Raw genomic sequence first — 17,528 nt, forward strand, 5'->3', positions numbered from 1 at the left:
TTTGCTCTTATTAAATTTGAGGCTTACTTAATAAATTAAGCATGATCACCGAAAAGTTCCCTTCCCGCTTGCTGGAGAATGCAGTTAACGAATTCGCCAAACTGCCCGGCATCGGCCGAAAAACTGCACTTAGGCTGGTACTTCACCTTTTAAAACAGGAAAAATCAGAAGTTGACCTGTTTGGCAACAGCCTCATTCAATTGCGCAATGAAATCAAACACTGCAAGGTTTGTCACAACATATCGGATGTGGATACGTGCAACATTTGCAGCAACCCTAACCGCAGGCCAGAGGAGGTTTGTGTGGTTGAAAATATTAAAGATGTGATGGCCATCGAAAACACCCAGCAATTCTCAGGGCTTTACCATGTTTTGGGAGGCATCATTTCACCCATGGATGGCATTGGCCCCTCCGACCTGGAAATCAACTCCCTCATAGAACGGGTTCAAAGCGGCGATGTAAAAGAAGTGGTGCTGGCCCTGAGTCCTACAATGGAAGGCGACACCACCAATTTCTTTATTTATAAAAAACTGAAAGACCTGAATGTTAAAATTTCAACCCTGGCCCGCGGTGTGTCCATTGGCGATGAATTGCAGTACGCCGATGAAATAACCTTGGGAAGATCCATCAAAAACAGGCTTGATTTTGAAAGCACCTTGTCCCAATAAAACATTCATTCACTTGTAATAACTCCTAAAAACAAGTAAAAAAAACGAACTAATCGCTTACCTCCATGAAACTCTCCATTGTTATTGTCAACTACAATGTCAGGTATTTTCTAGAACAATGCTTGCATGCTGTTCAGAAGGCCAGCACCTCAATCGAGACGGAGATTTTTGTGGTTGACAACAACTCGGTTGATGGTTCAGTACACATGGTTCGTGAGAAATTCCCGACTGTTCATTTAATTGAAAATCACGGCAACAAGGGTTTTTCAAAAGCGAACAATCAAGCCATCAGGCAGGCGAAAGGCGACTATATTTTATTGCTTAACCCCGACACCTTGGTCGAGGAAGACTGCTTTGTCAAATGCCTGGATTTCATGGACAATCACCCGGAAGCAGGGGGATTAGGTGTACCTATGATTGATGGCAAAGGACGCTTCCTGCCCGAATCTAAGCGAGGATTGCCTACTCCGGAAGTAGCCTTTTACAAAATTCTTGGCCTTGCCCGACTATTCAGCCATTCGCCTCGTTTTGCCCGCTACCACATGGGGCACCTTGACAAGAATCAAACCCATGAAGTTGATGTTTTAGCCGGCGCTTTTATGCTGCTTCGCCACGCTGTCCTGGAAAAAACCGGCTTGCTGGACGAAGACTATTTCATGTATGGCGAAGATATTGACCTTTCCTACCGGATCACCCAAGCAGGTTTTAAAAACTACTATTTTGCCGGCACAACCATCATTCATTACAAAGGCGAAAGCACCAAAAAAGGCAGCATAAACTATGTGAAGATCTTTTACCAGGCCATGAGCATCTTTGCTGGCAAGCATTTTTCCAAAGGGCGTGCGGGCATGTTCTCATTCCTCATCAACCTGGCCATTTATTTCCGGGCATTGCTGGCACTTACCAGCCGGCTTGCGAAAGTCTTAGCCTTTCCTGCAATCGATGCACTGATGCTTTACAGTGGTTTTTTGTGGCTGCTCCCCTATTGGGAACAACACAAATACACACCCGATTATTATCCACCCGCTTTCCTCGGAATAGTGGTTCCCATCTATATTTTGATCTGGCTTTCGGCCATCGGACTTAGCAAGGCTTATGCAAAGCCCATTCAAATGAAGAAACTGGCTAAAGGCATTCTCTGGGGAAGCATAGGCATTTTAATTTTTCATTCTCTGGCAGATGAAAGTCTACGCTTTTCGCGCGCGCTTATTCTGCTTGGAACCGTCTGGGCTTTTATCAGCTTGCTCAGTTATCGCTACCTGCTTCGTCAAAGTCAGTCCTTCAAGGATTTATTTGAGCGCAAACACAAAAAGCGAGTCATGCTTGTAGCCAGCGAAGAAGAGGCCCAGCGCATCAGCCAGCTGCTAAAACAATCACTCAGCAAAATCAAGGTTGCCGGAAGGATTCAACCCAACAGACAGCCCGCCACAGCCATGGCATTGGGGAATCTGGATCAGATTCGTGAAGCCATCCGCATTCACAACATTGAAGAGCTTATATTCAGCGCCATTGACCTGCCCTCACAACAAATCATCAACCTCATGCTTGAGTTGAGTGCAACAAAAGTGGACTTTAAAATAGCTCCTCCACAAAGCCACTCCATCATTGGAAGTAGCTCCATCGACACAGCTGGTGACTTATATGTCGTTCACCTGAATGCCATTACCAAAGAGCACAACCAACAAAACAAACGCCTGCTTGACTTTCTGCTCAGCCTCTTCTTTTTGTGCAGTTACCCCATTCTATGCTGGACCATAAAACAGAAAAAAGGCTTTTTCAACAATATCTGGCAAGTTATAGGCTCATCCAAAAGCTGGGTTGGTTATTCCTGCTATTCGGACATACAGCAGAAATTACCCAAAATAAAACCTGGCATTCTTTCGCCCGTAGACATGCTTGACGAGAACCTTTCCGAAGAAAAAAAACAAGAGATAAATATGGTTTATGCCAAAAATTACAGCATCTTGCAGGATGTTGAAATTATAGTACACGCTTGGAAAAACTTAGGACGATGACTTTAAACAAATTAGCACATGGACAAGTCCGGTTTCGGCCAGTAGAACCGGAGGATCTGGAACTCATTTACCAATGGGAAAATGATCCGGAAATATGGCAGGTAAGCAATACGCTGGTGCCTTTTTCGCGCTACATCTTAAAACAATACATTGCCGAGTCGCACCGCGATATTTTTGAAGCCAAGCAACTACGGCTCATCATTGAGAACATTGACGGGAAGGCCGTTGGAGCCATTGACTTGTTTGATTTTGAACCCTACCATCAGCGTGCCGGAATCGGTATTTTAATTTACAACAAAGATGAGCAAGGCAAGGGCCTGGCTACTGATGCCCTGCGCTTAATGGCTTTGTATGCTACCGATATTTTGGGGCTGCACCAGTTGTATGCTAACATAACTGTGGACAATGAAGCCAGCATTCATCTTTTCAAGAAAGTAGGTTTTCAGCTTGCCGGCAACAAAAAAGACTGGATCAAAACAGCTACCGGCTGGCTGGATGAAGAGCTTTACCAGCTTATTCTGAAGTAAGCCAACAATTAAAGCTGGGAAAAAAGCGGAATCTCCTTTAAAAAGGCATAAGTCTGCTTTTCAGGATTAACCATGCAGCAATAATGATTTAGCCCATTGGAAACAATCAGGTAAGGCACTTGAAAAGTCATGTTATAACGGGCAATCTGATCGAAAGTTTGCTGGGTAACTTTTACCGACGGAGCCTTGAACTCTACTAAAACCAAAGGACTGCCAGAGCGGTTGTATACCAACAAGTCAGCCCGGAATTGATTTTGATTGATTTTCAAACCCGTTTCAATCGCCATCAGCGAAGCTGGAAACTTTTTGCATTCAATCAAATATTTGATAAAGTTCTGACGCACCCATTCCTCGGGCGTTAGCACCACGGTTTTCTTACGAATTTCATCAAAAATGAATCTTTTGCCATGCTGCTGTTCAATACGAAACGAATATGTTGGTAAATTTAGTTCGGTAAACATAGTTAGCCGCTACAAAGTTGTATTTTTGTATAATGTCGCACCAGAATGAAATTCAGCCCGACTGATTTTCGTCCAAAAGTGCGAAAAAATTCTTCAACTAATGAAAACGAAAAAAGAAATTGTTGACAATTGGCTTCCGCGCTACACCGGCCGCAGTTTAGAAGACTTCGCAGATTATATTTTACTTACCAACTTTCAACTTTATGTTGAGATGTTTGCCAAACAATTTGATGTTCCCATACTGGGCATCAATCAAAACATGCCTAACGCTTCGAATGGCGACATCACGATCATCAACTTTGGCATGGGCAGCCCCAATGCTGCAACAATCATGGATTTGCTGAGTGCCATCAAACCTGAAGGCGTATTGTTTTTGGGCAAATGCGGGGGCTTAAAACGCAAAAATAAACTGGGCGATTTAATCCTTCCCATTGCAGCCATCCGAAGCGATGGAACTTCGAATGATTACTTACCACCGGAAATTCCGGCCCTTCCGGCCTTTAGCCTGCAGCGTGCTGTGTCAACTGCCGTTCGTGAAAACCGCATGGACTACTGGACTGGTGTGATTTACACCACCAACAAACGTGTTTGGGAATACGATGCCCGTTTTAAAAAGTACTTGTACAAAACACGGGCAATGGCTATCGATATGGAAACAGCCACTATTTTCACCGTTGGATTTGCCAACCAGATTCCAACGGGGGCACTACTTTTAGTGTCTGATCAACCAATGATTTCAACCGGAATAAAAACAGACGCCAGCGATAAAAGAGTAACCACTAATTTTGTCGAAAAACATGTTAAAATAGGCATTGATGCCCTTCTGGAAATAAAAAATAATGGGCGATCGGTGAAACACTTGCGCTTCTAAACGTTGCTTATAATTATGGATTACGAAGATATTTTAGCCAATCTGAAAAAGAAAATCTACCACCCCATTTATTTTTTGATGGGTGAAGAGAGTTATTTTATTGATCAGATTACCGATTACATCAGTAAAAATGTGCTAACCGATGCTGAAAAAAGCTTCAACCAGCATGTGCTGTATGGGAAAGACACCGATATTGAAACCATCATCACCCATGCGCGTCGGTTTCCGATGATGGCCAACCACCAGGTAATCGTCGTCAAGGAAGCCCAAAACATCAAGAAGATTGAAGATCTGGAGGCTTATGTCAAAGCGCCGCTGAAATCAACGATCCTGGTGATCAACTACAAGTATAAAAGTATTGACAAGCGGAAGAGCTTTGCCAAACTGCTGGCTAAAAACTGTGTGCTATTTGAATCCAAAAAGATCTATGACAACAAATTACCCGCATGGATCAACGGGTATTTGGCTGCCCACAAATACAGCATCACCCCCCAGGCTTCGGCCATGATGGCCGAATACCTGGGAACCGACCTGAGCAAGGTGTCCAATGAGCTTAACAAATTGATCATCACCCTGCCTGAAGGAACAAAGATCACTCCCGAGCACATCGAAAAAAATATCGGCATCAGCAAGGATTACAATATTTTTGAGCTTCAGAATGCCTTGTCGCAACGGAATGTTTTAAAGAGCAACCAAATCATCAACTACTTTGCCGCCAATCCGTCGAGCAACCCGATTACACGCACTATTTCCAGTCTGTATTATTATTTCATGAAAATACTGACTTACCATTTCCTGCCCGATAAGTCGCCTAATTCCGTCGCATCGGCACTTCAGGTTGCTCCATATTTTGTGCGTTCATACATCGATGCAGCCAAGGTTTACAACCCCAAAAAATTGGTTGCCATCATGGGAATTTTGCGCGAATATGACATGAAGTCCAAAGGCATGGGCAATGTGTCTTCTTCGGCAGGCGACCTCCAAAAAGAAATGATTTATAAAATTTTACACTAGCAATAGTTACTATGACCCTAATTATTATCGCCATTACCGCATTCGCATCCATTCTTGCTTTCAGCCGAGAGGACCTGATGGATAAACTTCAATTCAATGCCAGCAAGGTCGTTCATAAGCGTGAGTATTACCGGCTGGTTTCGCATGGCTTTGTGCATGCCAACTGGGAACACCTGATCGTAAACATGATCGTCTTGTTCTCTTTTGGACGCGTGATTGAAGCTTATTTTGAATATGGATTTGGACGAATGGCCACTGCCTATTACCTGATCCTCTATTTTGGCGGAATGATTGTTTCTAACCTTTACGCCATTTACAAACACCGGAACAATTTCTATTACAATGCAGTTGGCGCTTCCGGAGCGGTATCGGCGGTGTTGTTTGCCGCAATCTTTTTCGAACCCTGGAACAAGATTTATTTCTTTGGCGTTTTACCCATACCGGGCATTGTATTTGCTCTGCTATACCTGGCTTATTCCTATTATATGGGCCGAAAACAAAATGACAACGTAGCACACGATGCGCATTTCCTGGGGGCGGTCTTTGGATTCATTTTCCCGATCCTGCTCAACAGCAGCCTTTTTCAACGCTTCATGGATAAGCTCTTTATGGTGATCTGATTCCGGGGCAGAAACAACAGAGCTAAAGACTCGCCGGAAATAGCCCGGAGCAAATGTTTACCTTTTTAAAACTCAAGCCATGTCCAGCCAATTTGTATTAATTGACAACCAGTTTTCCCTGGCTTCAGACCAGCAGCTCACGCTCAGCCTGCTTGAGAATTTGCTTTTTAAAGAACATTTTCGCGCTATTCGCAGTCACCTGCCCTTTTGGAACAAACAGTTGGAGTTGATTCATCTGAAATTCAAACTGCTAAACGAACCTCTTCCCGATATGTTAAAGGAGGATGGCAAGGAGCTCAAAAGACAAATCGAACGCACCTTGATCAAAAACAAACTATTTCGAGGCGCCCACATTCAGGTTTATTTTTTTCGCAAGAACCAACACATTTCCCTCCTTATAAAAACAGAGACGACCAACAAACCTGATGAAAGCCTGAACTCGAATGGATTAACCATTGACATCTTCGACAAAATCAGAAAATCCTGTTCAACGCTCTCGGCCCTGGACTTCGGCTCGGCGCCATTCTGGGAAATTGTAAAGTCAGCTCAAACACCTCCTGCAACTGATGAGCTGCTCCTATTGAATGCGGAAGACTGCATTCTGGAAGCTCCCGGAAAGAACATTTATGCTTTAATTGGAAATACCTTATTAACACCAGCCCCTAAGTCCGGAGCTTACATTGACCCCAGTCAGCACCTTCTGCCAATTATTTGCGAAAAAATGGGATTAGAAATGCTGGCTGTTGAACGCTTGAAAAAAGAAATTCTCTTCCAGGCCGAGGAGCTTTTTCTGGTCAGCGTTCTTCATGGCATTGAATGGGTGAAAGCGTTCCGGCACAAACGCTACTTCAATAAAACGACCAAACAAATTCATCAGGAGTTTAATAAACTACAACTAGTTTAAGGAAGGATTTTCAGGAAAATGCTCCCACAGCATGTACTTTCCACCTATTTCGCGCACCGCCCGCACCCACATATCGTTGGTTTTCCGATCGGCCATGACCAGTTCTTCTTCAACTTCAGTCACCAACCAGGAATTCTCGGCAAGCTCTTCCTCCAACTGGCCACTATCCCAACCCGAATATCCTAAAAAGAAACGGATCTGTTCGGGCAGAACCAAGCCATCGCGAATTAACCGCTTAAGTTCTTCAAAATCTCCGCCCCAATACATGTTATCTTTCACATGAATACTGCCCGGAATAAGCTCACCCAAACAGTGAACAAAATACACGGTATCCGTACTAACCGGGCCACCAATATAGACTTCCGCATCGAAATCAGGCAGGTCTCCAAAGATTTCGCTAATAGGAAAGTCGATCTTTTTATTCAGGATAAAACCAATAGCTCCTTTGTCACTATGTGCCACCAATAAAACGATGGCGCGATTAAAATAACTGCCAGGCAAAAAGGGTTCTGCAATCAGAATGCGTCCTTTTTCAGGAGCCACATGATTGGTTTCAATTCGGAATATATTGGTATCCAGATTCATAATTGCCTTATTTCTTAATCAATTTAAAAAAAAACAAGCACTTATCAAACACGTTCAGGGGATTGATTCTAAATTAGGGTAATTTTAGTGAGTTATGCTCAACAGCCTGCCAACTAAGCAACACATGCTGTGCATACTTAAATGGGAAGGGCTTAATCTTCTTCTACAATCAGGAAAACATCTTCATTTTCCTTTTTCATTAAAAACTCTTCGCGGGCAAACTTTTCAAGGTTAGTCAAATTGGTCTGCAGCTCTTTAATTTTTCGCCGATCCGAGATGATCTTCCGCTTCAAATAAGCCTCTTGTTCAATAAGCTGAACCAGCTTGCGCTTATTCTGCAAGTGTTGCAACAAGCTATTCTCGGTAAAAAAACCAACCCATAAAACAAACACTACCAGGGCAATCCAATACTGTGTTGGTAACTTAGACCAGATAACTGACAACATGTTTTTCATTCATCGCTTTTTTCTACTAACAAAAGTAAGGCATATTCACCCTAAAAAAAAGGAGATGAAAAAAAATCATCTCCTTTGTACGGTTAAAATCCTTGCCTTTATTTTTCGTCTGGCAAAAAGTTCGGATACATGTAATCATGTGGCGGCACAAAATTTTCCTTAATGGTACGAATAGATGTCCAGCGTAGGAAATTGAAAACCGACCCGGCTTTATCGTCCGTACCCGACCCCCTGGCCCCGCCGAAGGGTTGCTGCCCAACAACGGCTCCCGTTGGTTTATCATTGATGTAGAAATTACCGGCTGCATTCTCCAACCGCCTGGTGATCTTCTCAATATTGTATCGATCCTGCGAAATCACCGCTCCGGTCAATGCATAAATAGAGGTGTTATCCAAGATGGTTAAGGTTTCATCCATCTTGGCATCTTCGTAAACATAAACCGTTAACACCGGCCCAAATAACTCTTCAACCATGGTCGTATAATCCGGAGTTTTGGCCTGAATAATGGTCGGCTCAATAAAGTAGCCCTTCGACTTATCGTAGTTTCCACCAAAGATGACTTCCGCATCCGCATCTTCCTTTGCACGGTCAATAAAACCGGCCAGCTTATCAAATGAAGCTTCGTCAATAACGGCATTAACGAAGTTGGTAAAATCCTCGGGTGGTCCCATTTTAATGGTAGCCAACACCTTTCCAACGCGCTTTTTAACATCAGCCCAAATACTCTTTGGAATATAACAGCGTGAAGCCGCCGAGCATTTCTGCCCCTGATATTCAAAAGCTCCCCGAACCATGGCAATAGCCAAGGCCTGACGATCCGCGGTATTGTCTGCGAAAATGAAATCCTTACCTCCTGTTTCTCCTACAATGCGCGGATAGGACTTGTATTTATAAATGTTTTCGCCAATGGTCTTCCAAATACTTTGAAAAACACCCGTAGAGCCTGTGAAGTGAATCCCGGCAAATTCAGGATGCTCAAACACGACCTTGGCAGCAACCGGCCCGGATACATACACCAGGTTGATAACTCCGTCCGGCAGACCTGCCTCTTTAAAAACTTCCATGATCACTGCAGCCGAATACACGGCAGTTTTGGAAGGTTTCCATACGGCAACGTTTCCCATCATGGCCGGAGCCGCAGGCAAATTACCTGCGATAGCCGTAAAGTTAAACGGGGTCAAGGCGAAGACAAAGCCTTCCAAGGGGCGAAATTCATTGTAGTTCCAGATTCCCGGCGCAGACTCGGGTTGCATCTTATAAATATCAGTCATGCATTTTACACCAAAACGTAAAAAATCAGACAACTCACAAGCGGCATCAATTTCAGCCTGAAAGGCATTTTTTGACTGTCCCAACATGGTCGCTGCATTCAATTTGTCACGGTAAGGACCAGCAATCAAATCAGCCGCTTTCAGAAAAATGGAAGCCCGGTGCTGCCATCCCAACGAAGCCCAATTAGCTTTGGCGTCCAAGGCAGTATCAATAGCCATTTGCACATGCGACTCATCGCCCTGATAATAATATCCCAAGGTATGTTTTATGTCATGTGGCGGTGCAATCCGAATCCGGCGGTCAGTGGTAACTTCTTTCCCTCCAATTACCATTGGAAGTTCGACTTCTACATTTCGCAGCTCCGCAATTTTTGCTTTTAGCGAAGCCCTTTCCGGAGAACCCGGAGCGTAACTTTTAACCGGTTCGTTTTTGGCTACCGGCACATTAAAAAAACCTTTTGGCATAACTTTTTCGCTTTAATTTCCGTTTGTATTTGCTTCTCAAACAAATCTATAGAATCAGAAAGAGCTTTTTACTAATAAAAATCAGTTTTAAAAAAAGAGCCAAGTATATCCGCTGTAAACCTTGTTAACACTTAAAAATTACTATATTTAGTCCGATTTAAAAACGGTAGCTATTTTTCATGCTTAAAGCAATTTATCACTTCATCACAAAACCCTACCTCCTTGATTCAGGAGAAGATAAGCGCAAAGTAATTGGCCTTCACATTCTGCTAACACTTGGGCTAATTTACGGATTAATTGATTTGACTTTTTCCTTAACCGGCTACCAGATTAACGAATGTATTCCGGGAGATGCCGCGCTGATCATCCTCAATATCATTGGACTTTATTGTTTACGCAATGCCCGTCCGCGATGTGCCGTGAACACTATTTTTCTGTTTCCTGTTGTCATTTACTTTTTTTTCATCTCGGTACAGTATGCCATTCTCCCCATAAAAAACACCATCCCTTACACGGTATGGGCCTTAATCCCAGGCTTTCTTTTTCTGCTCCTTTTTAGCCAAAAAAGCGAGCAAAAGCTTCTCACGTACCTGGGCATCAGCCTGGTCACCGTTGTTTTTCATTTATACCAGGCCGACAGGCTGTTAGATGCCACCGGGGTGTACTGGCCTACCCAGGAGTTAATTTTGAATCCGCTAATCATTATCCTATTGGCTTTTACCGCTACCTTTCTGGTTGCCATCAGCTACGAACTAAACCTGAAAGAATTGCGCACGAAGGTTTTGGAGACCGATCAACAGATTAATAAAACGGTCAAATCATTTCAACAAGGCGTGTTGCTCATGCAGTTGCGGGAAGACGAAATGAAGAATCCCACCGGGTTGAAAATCCTGAAGACAAACCCGGCTTTTCAAAAGATGTTCAACGTCAGCTCGCGCGAGCTTCACCGGATTGACGCAGAAGTGGTTTTTCCCAAAGTCTTTCGCGACTCCTTCGACTGGAACAACTACTACCTGCACACCAAAAGCAGGCAGCGCACCGAAATTTACATTGAACACCTTGACAAATGGTTTGAAATTTACTCGCTGCAACCCGCAGCAAACCAAATTGCCACCATTTTTTACGACATCACAAACCAGCGTCAGCTAATTGGTTCGCTACAGGAAAGCCGAAAACGCTACAAAGTGTTACTGGAAGCCATTCCCGACATCTTTTTCATCATAGACAAAGACGGGCTATATGTCGACTTTGTCATCAAGGAGTCGGAGCTCATTCAAATCAATCCCGATGATATTGTAGGCAATTCCATTTTTGAAGTAGGTTTTTCAGAAAAAATGTCGCGCAAAATCTTTCAATGCATTCAGGATGCCATCAACCGCGACAGCATTGAAACCATCGAATATGCGCTGGAGGTTGAAAAAGGAACTGCCATGTTTGAAATGCGCATTGCCCGTCTGGACGACAATTCAGTTATCTCCATTGCCCGCGATATTACCAAACGTAAAATTGCCGAAATCAGGCTCGAAGAAGCCAAGCTAAAAGCAGAAGAAGCCGATCAGCTAAAATCAGCTTTCCTGGCCAACATCTCCCACGAAATTCGCACCCCGATGAATGCCATCATCGGTTTTTCAAAAATGATTGGATCTCCGGACTTTGATCAGGAAGAAAAAAATCGCTTCATCGACATCATTACCAGCAATGGCAAACTGTTGATGGAAATGATAAACGACATGATCAGTTTGTCGAAAATAGAAAGCCACCAGGTAACCGTCAAGGAAAGCTTTTGCAAAATCAACGATCTGATGGTTGAGCTCTACCGCGAATACAGCTTTGATCTGGCCTCGAAACCCATTCGCCTAAAACTGAGCAACCAAAATGCCAACCCGAGGTTCGGGGTAACTACCGACCGGTACCTTCTTAACGAAATCATTCAAAAGCTACTGGACAATGCGGTCAAGTTCACCAACGAGGGGGAAATTGAATTTGGCTACAAACTAATCGGGAAAGACCAGCTTCAGTTTTTTGTAAAAGACACCGGCATTGGAATCGATGAGGAGCAAGTTCAACGCATTTTTGAGCGTTTCCACCAAATTGATAATAAGACAACCCGCAAATACGAAGGCTCCGGACTTGGACTGGCCATTGCCCAACACTACACCGTTTTGCTGGGAGGTAAAGTTGAAGTACAATCAGAGATCAATAAGGGCTCAACATTTTATTTCAGCATTCCCTTCAAAAACGGAGATGGCACCTTGCAAGTGGTTCGCTAAAAATCAACATTCAAAATCTGGTAACCAACCAATTCGTCGTACCGACCGGACATGCCCCTGTAATAAACAAAAATCTGGTATTCGTTTTCCGTTTCGTAATGCGAACCTTCAATCACCGAAGCATCGGCCTTTTGCGCTCCCTGGGGTACATACACATATTGGTAATTGTAATAGCCTTGCTTTAGCAACAAGCTTAATTCGTAGGCCGATTGTTCGTAATTCCAACTCATTTCATTGCTTTTATTAGCTGTCCAGCCAGTTAAAGCCCCCATCACATTAACGGTTCCGCCAACCAGCTGCGCCTCCAGTGGCAAGGTGAAATGCACAAAATAATAATCACACTCGGTATCATAATCATCCACCCGGTCCTGGCTTTCAACCACAAAGTTTCCATTCATCTCCTTGTAGCCAAAATACTTTTGATTCGATCGTACTTCATCGGTCATCAGGGTTACGTGATAATACGGTCGGAAGAAATCAATTGCTGCCACGTTTTCGCCATTGTACCTTCGGGAGCGAATATCGAAATAGCGAAATTCGTTTCCACCCGGAAAAACATTTTCCCGATCGTAATCATAAACCAATTCTTTTTCCCGAATAAACAAAGGTTTTAAGTCGCGGACGGCGGAATCCCAACGCCGGTTTTGCATGACCACCACCTTAATTTCCTCCCGAGGATCAATCAGGTTCAGATTTTCATGATAAATGGTAAAGTCAACTTCCTGATTGTCGCCTTTAAACGGGTCAAAAGTCGCTCGTTTCACCACACCACTTACCCGGACCCTGGGTTGTATCACCTGAAAGCGATGGGTTAAAACCAGCTTTTCCCGATCCTGATCTTCATAAATCACCAAGGCGTAATTTCCCGACTTGGTAATCCGAACCTCCTCATTAGGAACCTGAATCAGGTAATTGATATATGTCATCGTTGTATTAAAACTAAAAGCATAGTCTTCCACCGGATTTTCATAAAACCCTTCCAAATAATCGCTCTGTAAAAGGAACGATTCCTGCCAATTGGCATCACAGTGAACGATGGTGTAATAATAGCTTTGCACCTCCCCCTGAAGATCGTCAAATTTGAAGACAAGACTACCTTCAGTACCAAGCTCGTAGATCGGATGACTCAACTCGAAACCCGCACGAAAAGCTTGCACCGTCTTGATTTTATCACTGAACACGGCATCCTGATAATGGTATTCACTTCCATTTTGTGCGGAAGAATTTAATGTAAAAATAACGCATGCTTTTAGGAGTAAAAACCGAAGAAAAGGGCTCATTTGTTTTATCTTTATCAGGCTAGATTGAACATTACAGGCGAAAAACAACTTACGATCATTCCAATCGCATAAAACAGCAACGAACGGACGTATTTAAATATTTCAATTCGTATAAGTTTATATAGCAAAGATTGTGAAAAGTTTTTTAAATACGTACTTTTGCCTGCCTAAATAATAACTACAACAAGGGATTACAATGTCAAAGCATTTTAAAATGAAACGCGGATTCAACATCCGGTTGAAAGGAGCTGCCCAAGCGGTTCTGGAGGATGCTCCCGCACCAAAATCAGTTGCCGTAAAGCCGACTGATTTTCCAGGCTTAACTCCGAAATTAAGTGTGAAAGCTGATGCCCAGGTTAAAGCTGGTGATGCCCTCTTCTTCGACAAATACAATCCTGAGATTTTATTTACTTCTCCTGTCAGTGGAACCGTTCAGGCGGTGGTGCGCGGAGAACGCCGTAAAGTTTTAGAGATTGTTGTTGAACCTGATGGAAAAAATGAGCACTGTGAATTCACCAAGGCTGATCCATCCAAGCTATCTCGTGAAGAGGTTCGTGACCAACTTCTAAAAAGTGGTTTGTGGCCATTCATCAAGCAACGGCCCTACGGCGTGCTGGCCAAACCAGCAGATGTTCCGGGTAACATTGTTATTTCGGCTTTCGACTCAGCACCACTCGCTCCTGATTATGAGTTCTTGTTTTCGAAAGAAAAATCGGCACTCCAAACAGGAATTGATGCGATCAGCAAGCTAACAGAAGGCAAAGTTTACTTAGGACTTGCTCCGGCGCAAGCCTCGGGTGTTTTTGCGTCATTGAAAAATGTGGAGACAAACACATTCAGTGGTCCGCACCCGGCAGGTAATGTTGGTGTTCAAATCAGCAAAGTTTGTCCGATCGGAAAAACAGATCTTGTGTGGACACTTACCCCACAGGCACTTGTTTTTATTGGGCGATTATTCGAAACCGGCAAAGTTGATTTCAGCAAAACCATTGCCTTAACAGGTTCTGAAGTCAAAGCCCCTAAATACCTCAAAACAATCCACGGAGCGCGGATTGGAGACTTGGTTAAAGAACAAACCCAAGGCGATGTCAAAGAACGCATCATCAGCGGGAACGTACTTACCGGAACTAAAGTAGAGCAAGATGGTTACCTGGGTTATTTCGACCAGCAACTTACGGTTATCCCCGAAGGCGATGACTACGAGTTTATGGGTTGGGCCGCACCGGGTGTTGATAAATTCTCGGCCAGCAAAACCTTCTTTTCAAAACTTCTTCCGAAAAAGGAATATGTACTGAATGCCAATCTTCACGGAGGAGAGCGCGCTTTTGTTGTTTCCGGACAATATGAGAAGTTCCTTCCGATGGATATTCTGCCGGTACACCTGTTAAAAGCCATTCTGGTTAATGACATTGACAAGATGGAACAACTCGGAATCTACGAGGTGGTAGAAGAAGACCTGGCCTTGTGTGAATATGCATGTACCTCCAAAATTAAAGTACAGGACATTTTGCGCGAAGGAATTAATTCGATGATTAAAGAATTAGGATAACCATTCTGGTTGCTTGAAACAAAACAGATAATTCAATGAAAGCGTTAAGAAACTTTTTTGAAAAGACGAAACCACATGTACAGAAAGGCGCCAAATACCATTGGTTGCATTCAACGCATGACTCTTTCTTCACATTGGCCTTCGTTCAGAAAAATACCTCCAAATCAGGAACTCATATTCATGATTACATTGATTTGAAAAGAACCATGGGGATCGTGGTTCTGGCTCTTGTCCCAGCTTTGTTGATGGGAATGTTCAATGTTGGTTACCAGCACTTCGGTGCCTTGGGTCAACTGGAAACAACTGGCTTTTTTGACATCTTCCTTTTCGGACTGTTAAAAGTATTGCCTGTTATCATCGTTTCCTATGTAGTTGGACTGGGAATCGAGTTTATTTTTGCCCAAATCCGCGGACACGAAGTGAACGAAGGCTTCCTGGTTTCCGGGATGTTAATTCCGCTGGTAATGCCAATCAACACCCCATTGTGGATGATTGGAGTAGCCACTGCCTTTGCCGTAATTATTGGGAAAGAGGTTTTTGGAGGAACTGGAATGAACATCTGGAATCCGGCACTGGTTGCACGGGCATTCCTGTTTTTTGCCTATCCGGCCCAAATGTCGGGTGATTCCGTGTGGATTTCAGCCAGCGGTATCGGCCAAATGGCTGACGGGTTTACCGGAGCGACACCGATGGCCGAAGCTGCCTTGGGAAACACGGATCTGAATGCCTGGAATGCCTTTATCGGACTAATTCCAGGATCAATTGGTGAAACATCAACATTGGCCATTCTGATTGGAGCTGCCATCCTGATACTAACCGGAATTGGAAACTGGAAAATTATGCTTTCCACCGTGTTGGGTGGCGTATTCATGGGGGTTTTACTCAATATTTTTGCTGTAAACGCCTACATGGCCATGCCTTTCTGGGAACACCTGATTATCGGAGGTTTTGCCTTTGGTGCCGTGTTTATGGCTACTGACCCCGTTTCGGCGGCACAAACTGAAAAAGGAAAATGGATTTACGGATTCTTAATTGGAGTGCTGGCCATTCTGATCCGTGTGGTTAACCCCGCATACCCGGAAGGAATGATGCTTGCCATTCTGCTGATGAATACTTTTGCACCGCTGATTGACCACTACATCATTCAGGGCAATATCAAACGTCGTTTAAAACGTGTTCAACAGAGCGCTTAATCCTTTAAAGTAAAAAGAAATGGATAGAAACAGTAATGTTTATACATTTATATATGCCTCAGGAATGGTGATCGTGGTTGCTGCAATTCTTTCAATTGCGGCCATCAACTTAAAACCATTTCAGGACAGGAATATTGAAGTAGAGAAAAAGCAAAATATTCTGGCTTCTGTTAACATTCAGGCCGACGCTACGAATGCAGAAGAGATTTATGCTGAGAAAATTGTCAACAGCTACATTGTCAACTCCAAAGGCGAGCAAGTAGAGGGTGATGCATTTACCGTTGATTTGAAAAAAGAGCGTGCAAAACCCGTTGCCGAGCAGCAACTGCCGGTTTTTGAATGCCAGATTGACGGAGGCGTGAAATACATTGTTCCGTTGCGTGGCGCCGGACTTTGGGGACCTATCTGGGGTTACTTGTCATTGGAAGATGACATGTCAACTATTTACGGAGCATCGTTCGACCACCAGGGAGAAACGCCGGGACTGGGTGCTGAGATTTCGACCGACCCGTTTGAAACACAATTCAAACACAAACAAATTTACGAGGGCGGAAAACTGGTTTCCATTATCGTTGCAAAGTCCAACGAGTCAGCTCCGGAGCAGCACAAAGTAGATGCAATTTCAGGAGGTACCATCACATCCAAAGGATTAGAGAAGATGTTATTGGATGATTTGAGCTCCTATAATGCTTTTTTCAACCAGAAAAAATAAGAGAAAATGAGTGATAAAGAACCTTTATTTTCAAAGAAAAACCTGCAACTGCTCAGCGATCCGCTAAACAGCAGTAACCCAATTACCGTTCAGGTGCTGGGGATCTGTTCGGCCCTGGCTGTAACAGCTCAATTGAAACCATCGGTGGTAATGTCTTTATCAGTAGTGGCGGTATTGGCTTTTGCCAACGTAATCATCTCCTTACTGAGAAATACCATTCCGAACCGGATCCGGATTATCGTTCAGCTGGTGGTCATTGCCGCATTGGTTATCCTGGTTGACCAGGTATTGAAAGCATTTGTTTACGATGTAAGTAAGCAGTTGTCTGTGTTTGTTGGATTGATCATTACCAACTGTATCATCATGGGACGTCTGGAAGCTTTCGCACTGGGGAATAAGCCCTGGCCTTCGTTCCTGGACGGAATTGGAAATGCCGCCGGTTATGGTGCCATTCTGATTATTGTTGGTTTTGTGCGCGAATTGTTTGGTTCCGGAAGCATCTGGGGCTACAAAGTTATTCCGGCCAGTTGGTACATCGAAAACGGTGGTTTTTATGCCAACAACGGGATGATGATTCTGCCTCCAATGGCGTTGATTACCGTAGGTATTATTATCTGGGTTCAGCGTAGTCGTAACCGTAAACTGATTGAAGATTAATCCGCAAAAAG

17 protein-coding genes are annotated in these 17,528 nt (G+C 43.7%); 12 read left to right on the top strand and 5 right to left on the bottom strand.

Features of this window, described 5'->3' with window-relative positions:
* The first annotated feature begins 41 nt into the window (after positions 1-41).
* The 3 genes from recR to Q1A18_RS13660 all read left to right on the top strand — a co-directional run bounded on the left by recR (position 42) and on the right by Q1A18_RS13660 (position 3,210).
* Positions 42-668 carry a recombination mediator RecR gene (recR, locus tag Q1A18_RS13650; protein ID WP_299581254.1) on the top strand — a complete coding sequence of 209 codons (627 nt, stop codon included), beginning with the start codon at positions 42-44 and terminating at the stop codon, positions 666-668.
* Positions 669-733: 65 nt separating this feature from the next.
* Positions 734-2,683 carry a glycosyltransferase family 2 protein gene (locus tag Q1A18_RS13655; RefSeq protein ID WP_299581257.1) on the top strand — a complete coding sequence of 650 codons (1,950 nt, stop codon included), beginning with the start codon at positions 734-736 and terminating at the stop codon, positions 2,681-2,683.
* Positions 2,680-3,210 carry a GNAT family N-acetyltransferase gene (locus Q1A18_RS13660; protein WP_299581260.1) on the top strand — a complete coding sequence of 177 codons (531 nt, stop codon included), beginning with the start codon at positions 2,680-2,682 and terminating at the stop codon, positions 3,208-3,210. Before Q1A18_RS13655 ends, Q1A18_RS13660 begins: the two co-directional genes overlap by 4 nt.
* An 8-nt stretch (positions 3,211-3,218) precedes the next feature.
* Here Q1A18_RS13660 and Q1A18_RS13665 read toward each other — a convergent pair whose 3' ends face one another.
* A complete protein-coding gene (locus Q1A18_RS13665; protein ID WP_299581263.1) occupies positions 3,219-3,671 on the bottom strand; it encodes a type I restriction enzyme HsdR N-terminal domain-containing protein in 453 nt (150 codons plus the stop codon).
* Positions 3,672-3,771: 100 nt separating this feature from the next.
* On the opposite strand from Q1A18_RS13665, the gene Q1A18_RS13670 reads away from it, so the two are divergent.
* The 4 genes from Q1A18_RS13670 (at position 3,772) to Q1A18_RS13685 (ending at position 7,080) form a co-directional block, all read left to right on the top strand.
* Positions 3,772-4,542 (top strand): AMP nucleosidase, encoded by a 771-nt coding sequence (locus tag Q1A18_RS13670; protein WP_299581266.1) that lies wholly within the window; start codon positions 3,772-3,774, stop codon positions 4,540-4,542.
* Positions 4,543-4,557: 15 nt separating this feature from the next.
* Complete coding sequence (gene holA / locus Q1A18_RS13675) at positions 4,558-5,556, top strand: DNA polymerase III subunit delta (protein WP_299581302.1); 999 nt, start codon at positions 4,558-4,560, stop codon at positions 5,554-5,556.
* 11 nt (positions 5,557-5,567) lie between these two features.
* Entirely contained in the window at positions 5,568-6,176 is a 609-nt protein-coding gene (locus Q1A18_RS13680) for a rhomboid family intramembrane serine protease (RefSeq protein WP_299581324.1), read from the top strand.
* 79 nt (positions 6,177-6,255) lie between these two features.
* On the top strand, positions 6,256-7,080 hold the full coding sequence (locus tag Q1A18_RS13685; protein ID WP_299581328.1) for a hypothetical protein: 825 nt from the start codon (positions 6,256-6,258) through the stop codon (positions 7,078-7,080).
* Here the strand turns inward: Q1A18_RS13685 and Q1A18_RS13690 are convergent.
* The 3 genes from Q1A18_RS13690 to pruA form a co-directional block, all read right to left on the bottom strand.
* Complete coding sequence (locus tag Q1A18_RS13690) at positions 7,072-7,665, bottom strand: YqgE/AlgH family protein (protein WP_299581332.1); 594 nt, start codon at positions 7,663-7,665, stop codon at positions 7,072-7,074. The two genes, Q1A18_RS13685 and Q1A18_RS13690, sit on opposite strands and share 9 nt — an antisense overlap.
* A 152-nt stretch (positions 7,666-7,817) precedes the next feature.
* Positions 7,818-8,120, bottom strand: coding sequence for a septum formation initiator family protein (locus Q1A18_RS13695; protein ID WP_299581335.1), 303 nt, complete (start codon positions 8,118-8,120; stop codon positions 7,818-7,820).
* Positions 8,121-8,218: 98 nt separating this feature from the next.
* Complete coding sequence (gene pruA / locus Q1A18_RS13700; RefSeq protein WP_299581338.1) at positions 8,219-9,856, bottom strand: L-glutamate gamma-semialdehyde dehydrogenase; 1,638 nt, start codon at positions 9,854-9,856, stop codon at positions 8,219-8,221.
* A gap of 179 nt (positions 9,857-10,035) precedes the next feature.
* On the opposite strand from pruA, the gene Q1A18_RS13705 reads away from it, so the two are divergent.
* A complete protein-coding gene (locus Q1A18_RS13705; protein ID WP_299581341.1) occupies positions 10,036-12,126 on the top strand; it encodes a PAS domain-containing sensor histidine kinase in 2,091 nt (696 codons plus the stop codon).
* Here the strand turns inward: Q1A18_RS13705 and Q1A18_RS13710 are convergent.
* A complete protein-coding gene (locus Q1A18_RS13710; RefSeq protein ID WP_299581344.1) occupies positions 12,123-13,406 on the bottom strand; it encodes a DUF5103 domain-containing protein in 1,284 nt (427 codons plus the stop codon). The two genes, Q1A18_RS13705 and Q1A18_RS13710, sit on opposite strands and share 4 nt — an antisense overlap.
* A 196-nt stretch (positions 13,407-13,602) precedes the next feature.
* On the opposite strand from Q1A18_RS13710, the gene Q1A18_RS13715 reads away from it, so the two are divergent.
* Genes Q1A18_RS13715 through Q1A18_RS13730 form a run of 4 tightly spaced genes read left to right on the top strand, consistent with a single transcriptional unit; the run spans position 13,603 to position 17,517 of the window.
* Complete coding sequence (locus Q1A18_RS13715; RefSeq protein ID WP_299581347.1) at positions 13,603-14,955, top strand: Na(+)-translocating NADH-quinone reductase subunit A; 1,353 nt, start codon at positions 13,603-13,605, stop codon at positions 14,953-14,955.
* 35 nt (positions 14,956-14,990) lie between these two features.
* Positions 14,991-16,148 (top strand): NADH:ubiquinone reductase (Na(+)-transporting) subunit B, encoded by a 1,158-nt coding sequence (locus Q1A18_RS13720; RefSeq protein ID WP_299581350.1) that lies wholly within the window; start codon positions 14,991-14,993, stop codon positions 16,146-16,148.
* Positions 16,149-16,167: 19 nt separating this feature from the next.
* Positions 16,168-16,860 (top strand): NADH:ubiquinone reductase (Na(+)-transporting) subunit C, encoded by a 693-nt coding sequence (nqrC, locus tag Q1A18_RS13725; RefSeq protein ID WP_299581353.1) that lies wholly within the window; start codon positions 16,168-16,170, stop codon positions 16,858-16,860.
* A 6-nt stretch (positions 16,861-16,866) separates the two neighbouring features.
* Complete coding sequence (locus Q1A18_RS13730; RefSeq protein WP_299581356.1) at positions 16,867-17,517, top strand: NADH:ubiquinone reductase (Na(+)-transporting) subunit D; 651 nt, start codon at positions 16,867-16,869, stop codon at positions 17,515-17,517.
* The last annotated feature ends 11 nt before the right edge of the window (positions 17,518-17,528 follow it).

The sequence above is a fragment of the uncultured Sunxiuqinia sp. genome (assembly GCF_947495665.1).
GTDB classification, from domain to species: Bacteria; Bacteroidota; Bacteroidia; order Bacteroidales; family Prolixibacteraceae; genus Sunxiuqinia; species Sunxiuqinia rutila.

Coding starts and splice junctions, on each gene's coding strand:
- recR (WP_299581254.1), top strand. CDS start 42: ATGATCACCGAAAAGTTCCCTTCCCGCTTGCTGGAGAATGCAGTTAAC.
- Q1A18_RS13655 (WP_299581257.1), top strand. CDS start 734: ATGAAACTCTCCATTGTTATTGTCAACTACAATGTCAGGTATTTTCTA.
- Q1A18_RS13660 (WP_299581260.1), top strand. CDS start 2,680: ATGACTTTAAACAAATTAGCACATGGACAAGTCCGGTTTCGGCCAGTA.
- Q1A18_RS13665 (WP_299581263.1), bottom strand. CDS start 3,671: ATGTTTACCGAACTAAATTTACCAACATATTCGTTTCGTATTGAACAG.
- Q1A18_RS13670 (WP_299581266.1), top strand. CDS start 3,772: ATGAAAACGAAAAAAGAAATTGTTGACAATTGGCTTCCGCGCTACACC.
- holA (WP_299581302.1), top strand. CDS start 4,558: ATGGATTACGAAGATATTTTAGCCAATCTGAAAAAGAAAATCTACCAC.
- Q1A18_RS13680 (WP_299581324.1), top strand. CDS start 5,568: ATGACCCTAATTATTATCGCCATTACCGCATTCGCATCCATTCTTGCT.
- Q1A18_RS13685 (WP_299581328.1), top strand. CDS start 6,256: ATGTCCAGCCAATTTGTATTAATTGACAACCAGTTTTCCCTGGCTTCA.
- Q1A18_RS13690 (WP_299581332.1), bottom strand. CDS start 7,665: ATGAATCTGGATACCAATATATTCCGAATTGAAACCAATCATGTGGCT.
- Q1A18_RS13695 (WP_299581335.1), bottom strand. CDS start 8,120: ATGAAAAACATGTTGTCAGTTATCTGGTCTAAGTTACCAACACAGTAT.
- pruA (WP_299581338.1), bottom strand. CDS start 9,856: ATGCCAAAAGGTTTTTTTAATGTGCCGGTAGCCAAAAACGAACCGGTT.
- Q1A18_RS13705 (WP_299581341.1), top strand. CDS start 10,036: ATGCTTAAAGCAATTTATCACTTCATCACAAAACCCTACCTCCTTGAT.
- Q1A18_RS13710 (WP_299581344.1), bottom strand. CDS start 13,406: ATGAGCCCTTTTCTTCGGTTTTTACTCCTAAAAGCATGCGTTATTTTT.
- Q1A18_RS13715 (WP_299581347.1), top strand. CDS start 13,603: ATGTCAAAGCATTTTAAAATGAAACGCGGATTCAACATCCGGTTGAAA.
- Q1A18_RS13720 (WP_299581350.1), top strand. CDS start 14,991: ATGAAAGCGTTAAGAAACTTTTTTGAAAAGACGAAACCACATGTACAG.
- nqrC (WP_299581353.1), top strand. CDS start 16,168: ATGGATAGAAACAGTAATGTTTATACATTTATATATGCCTCAGGAATG.
- Q1A18_RS13730 (WP_299581356.1), top strand. CDS start 16,867: ATGAGTGATAAAGAACCTTTATTTTCAAAGAAAAACCTGCAACTGCTC.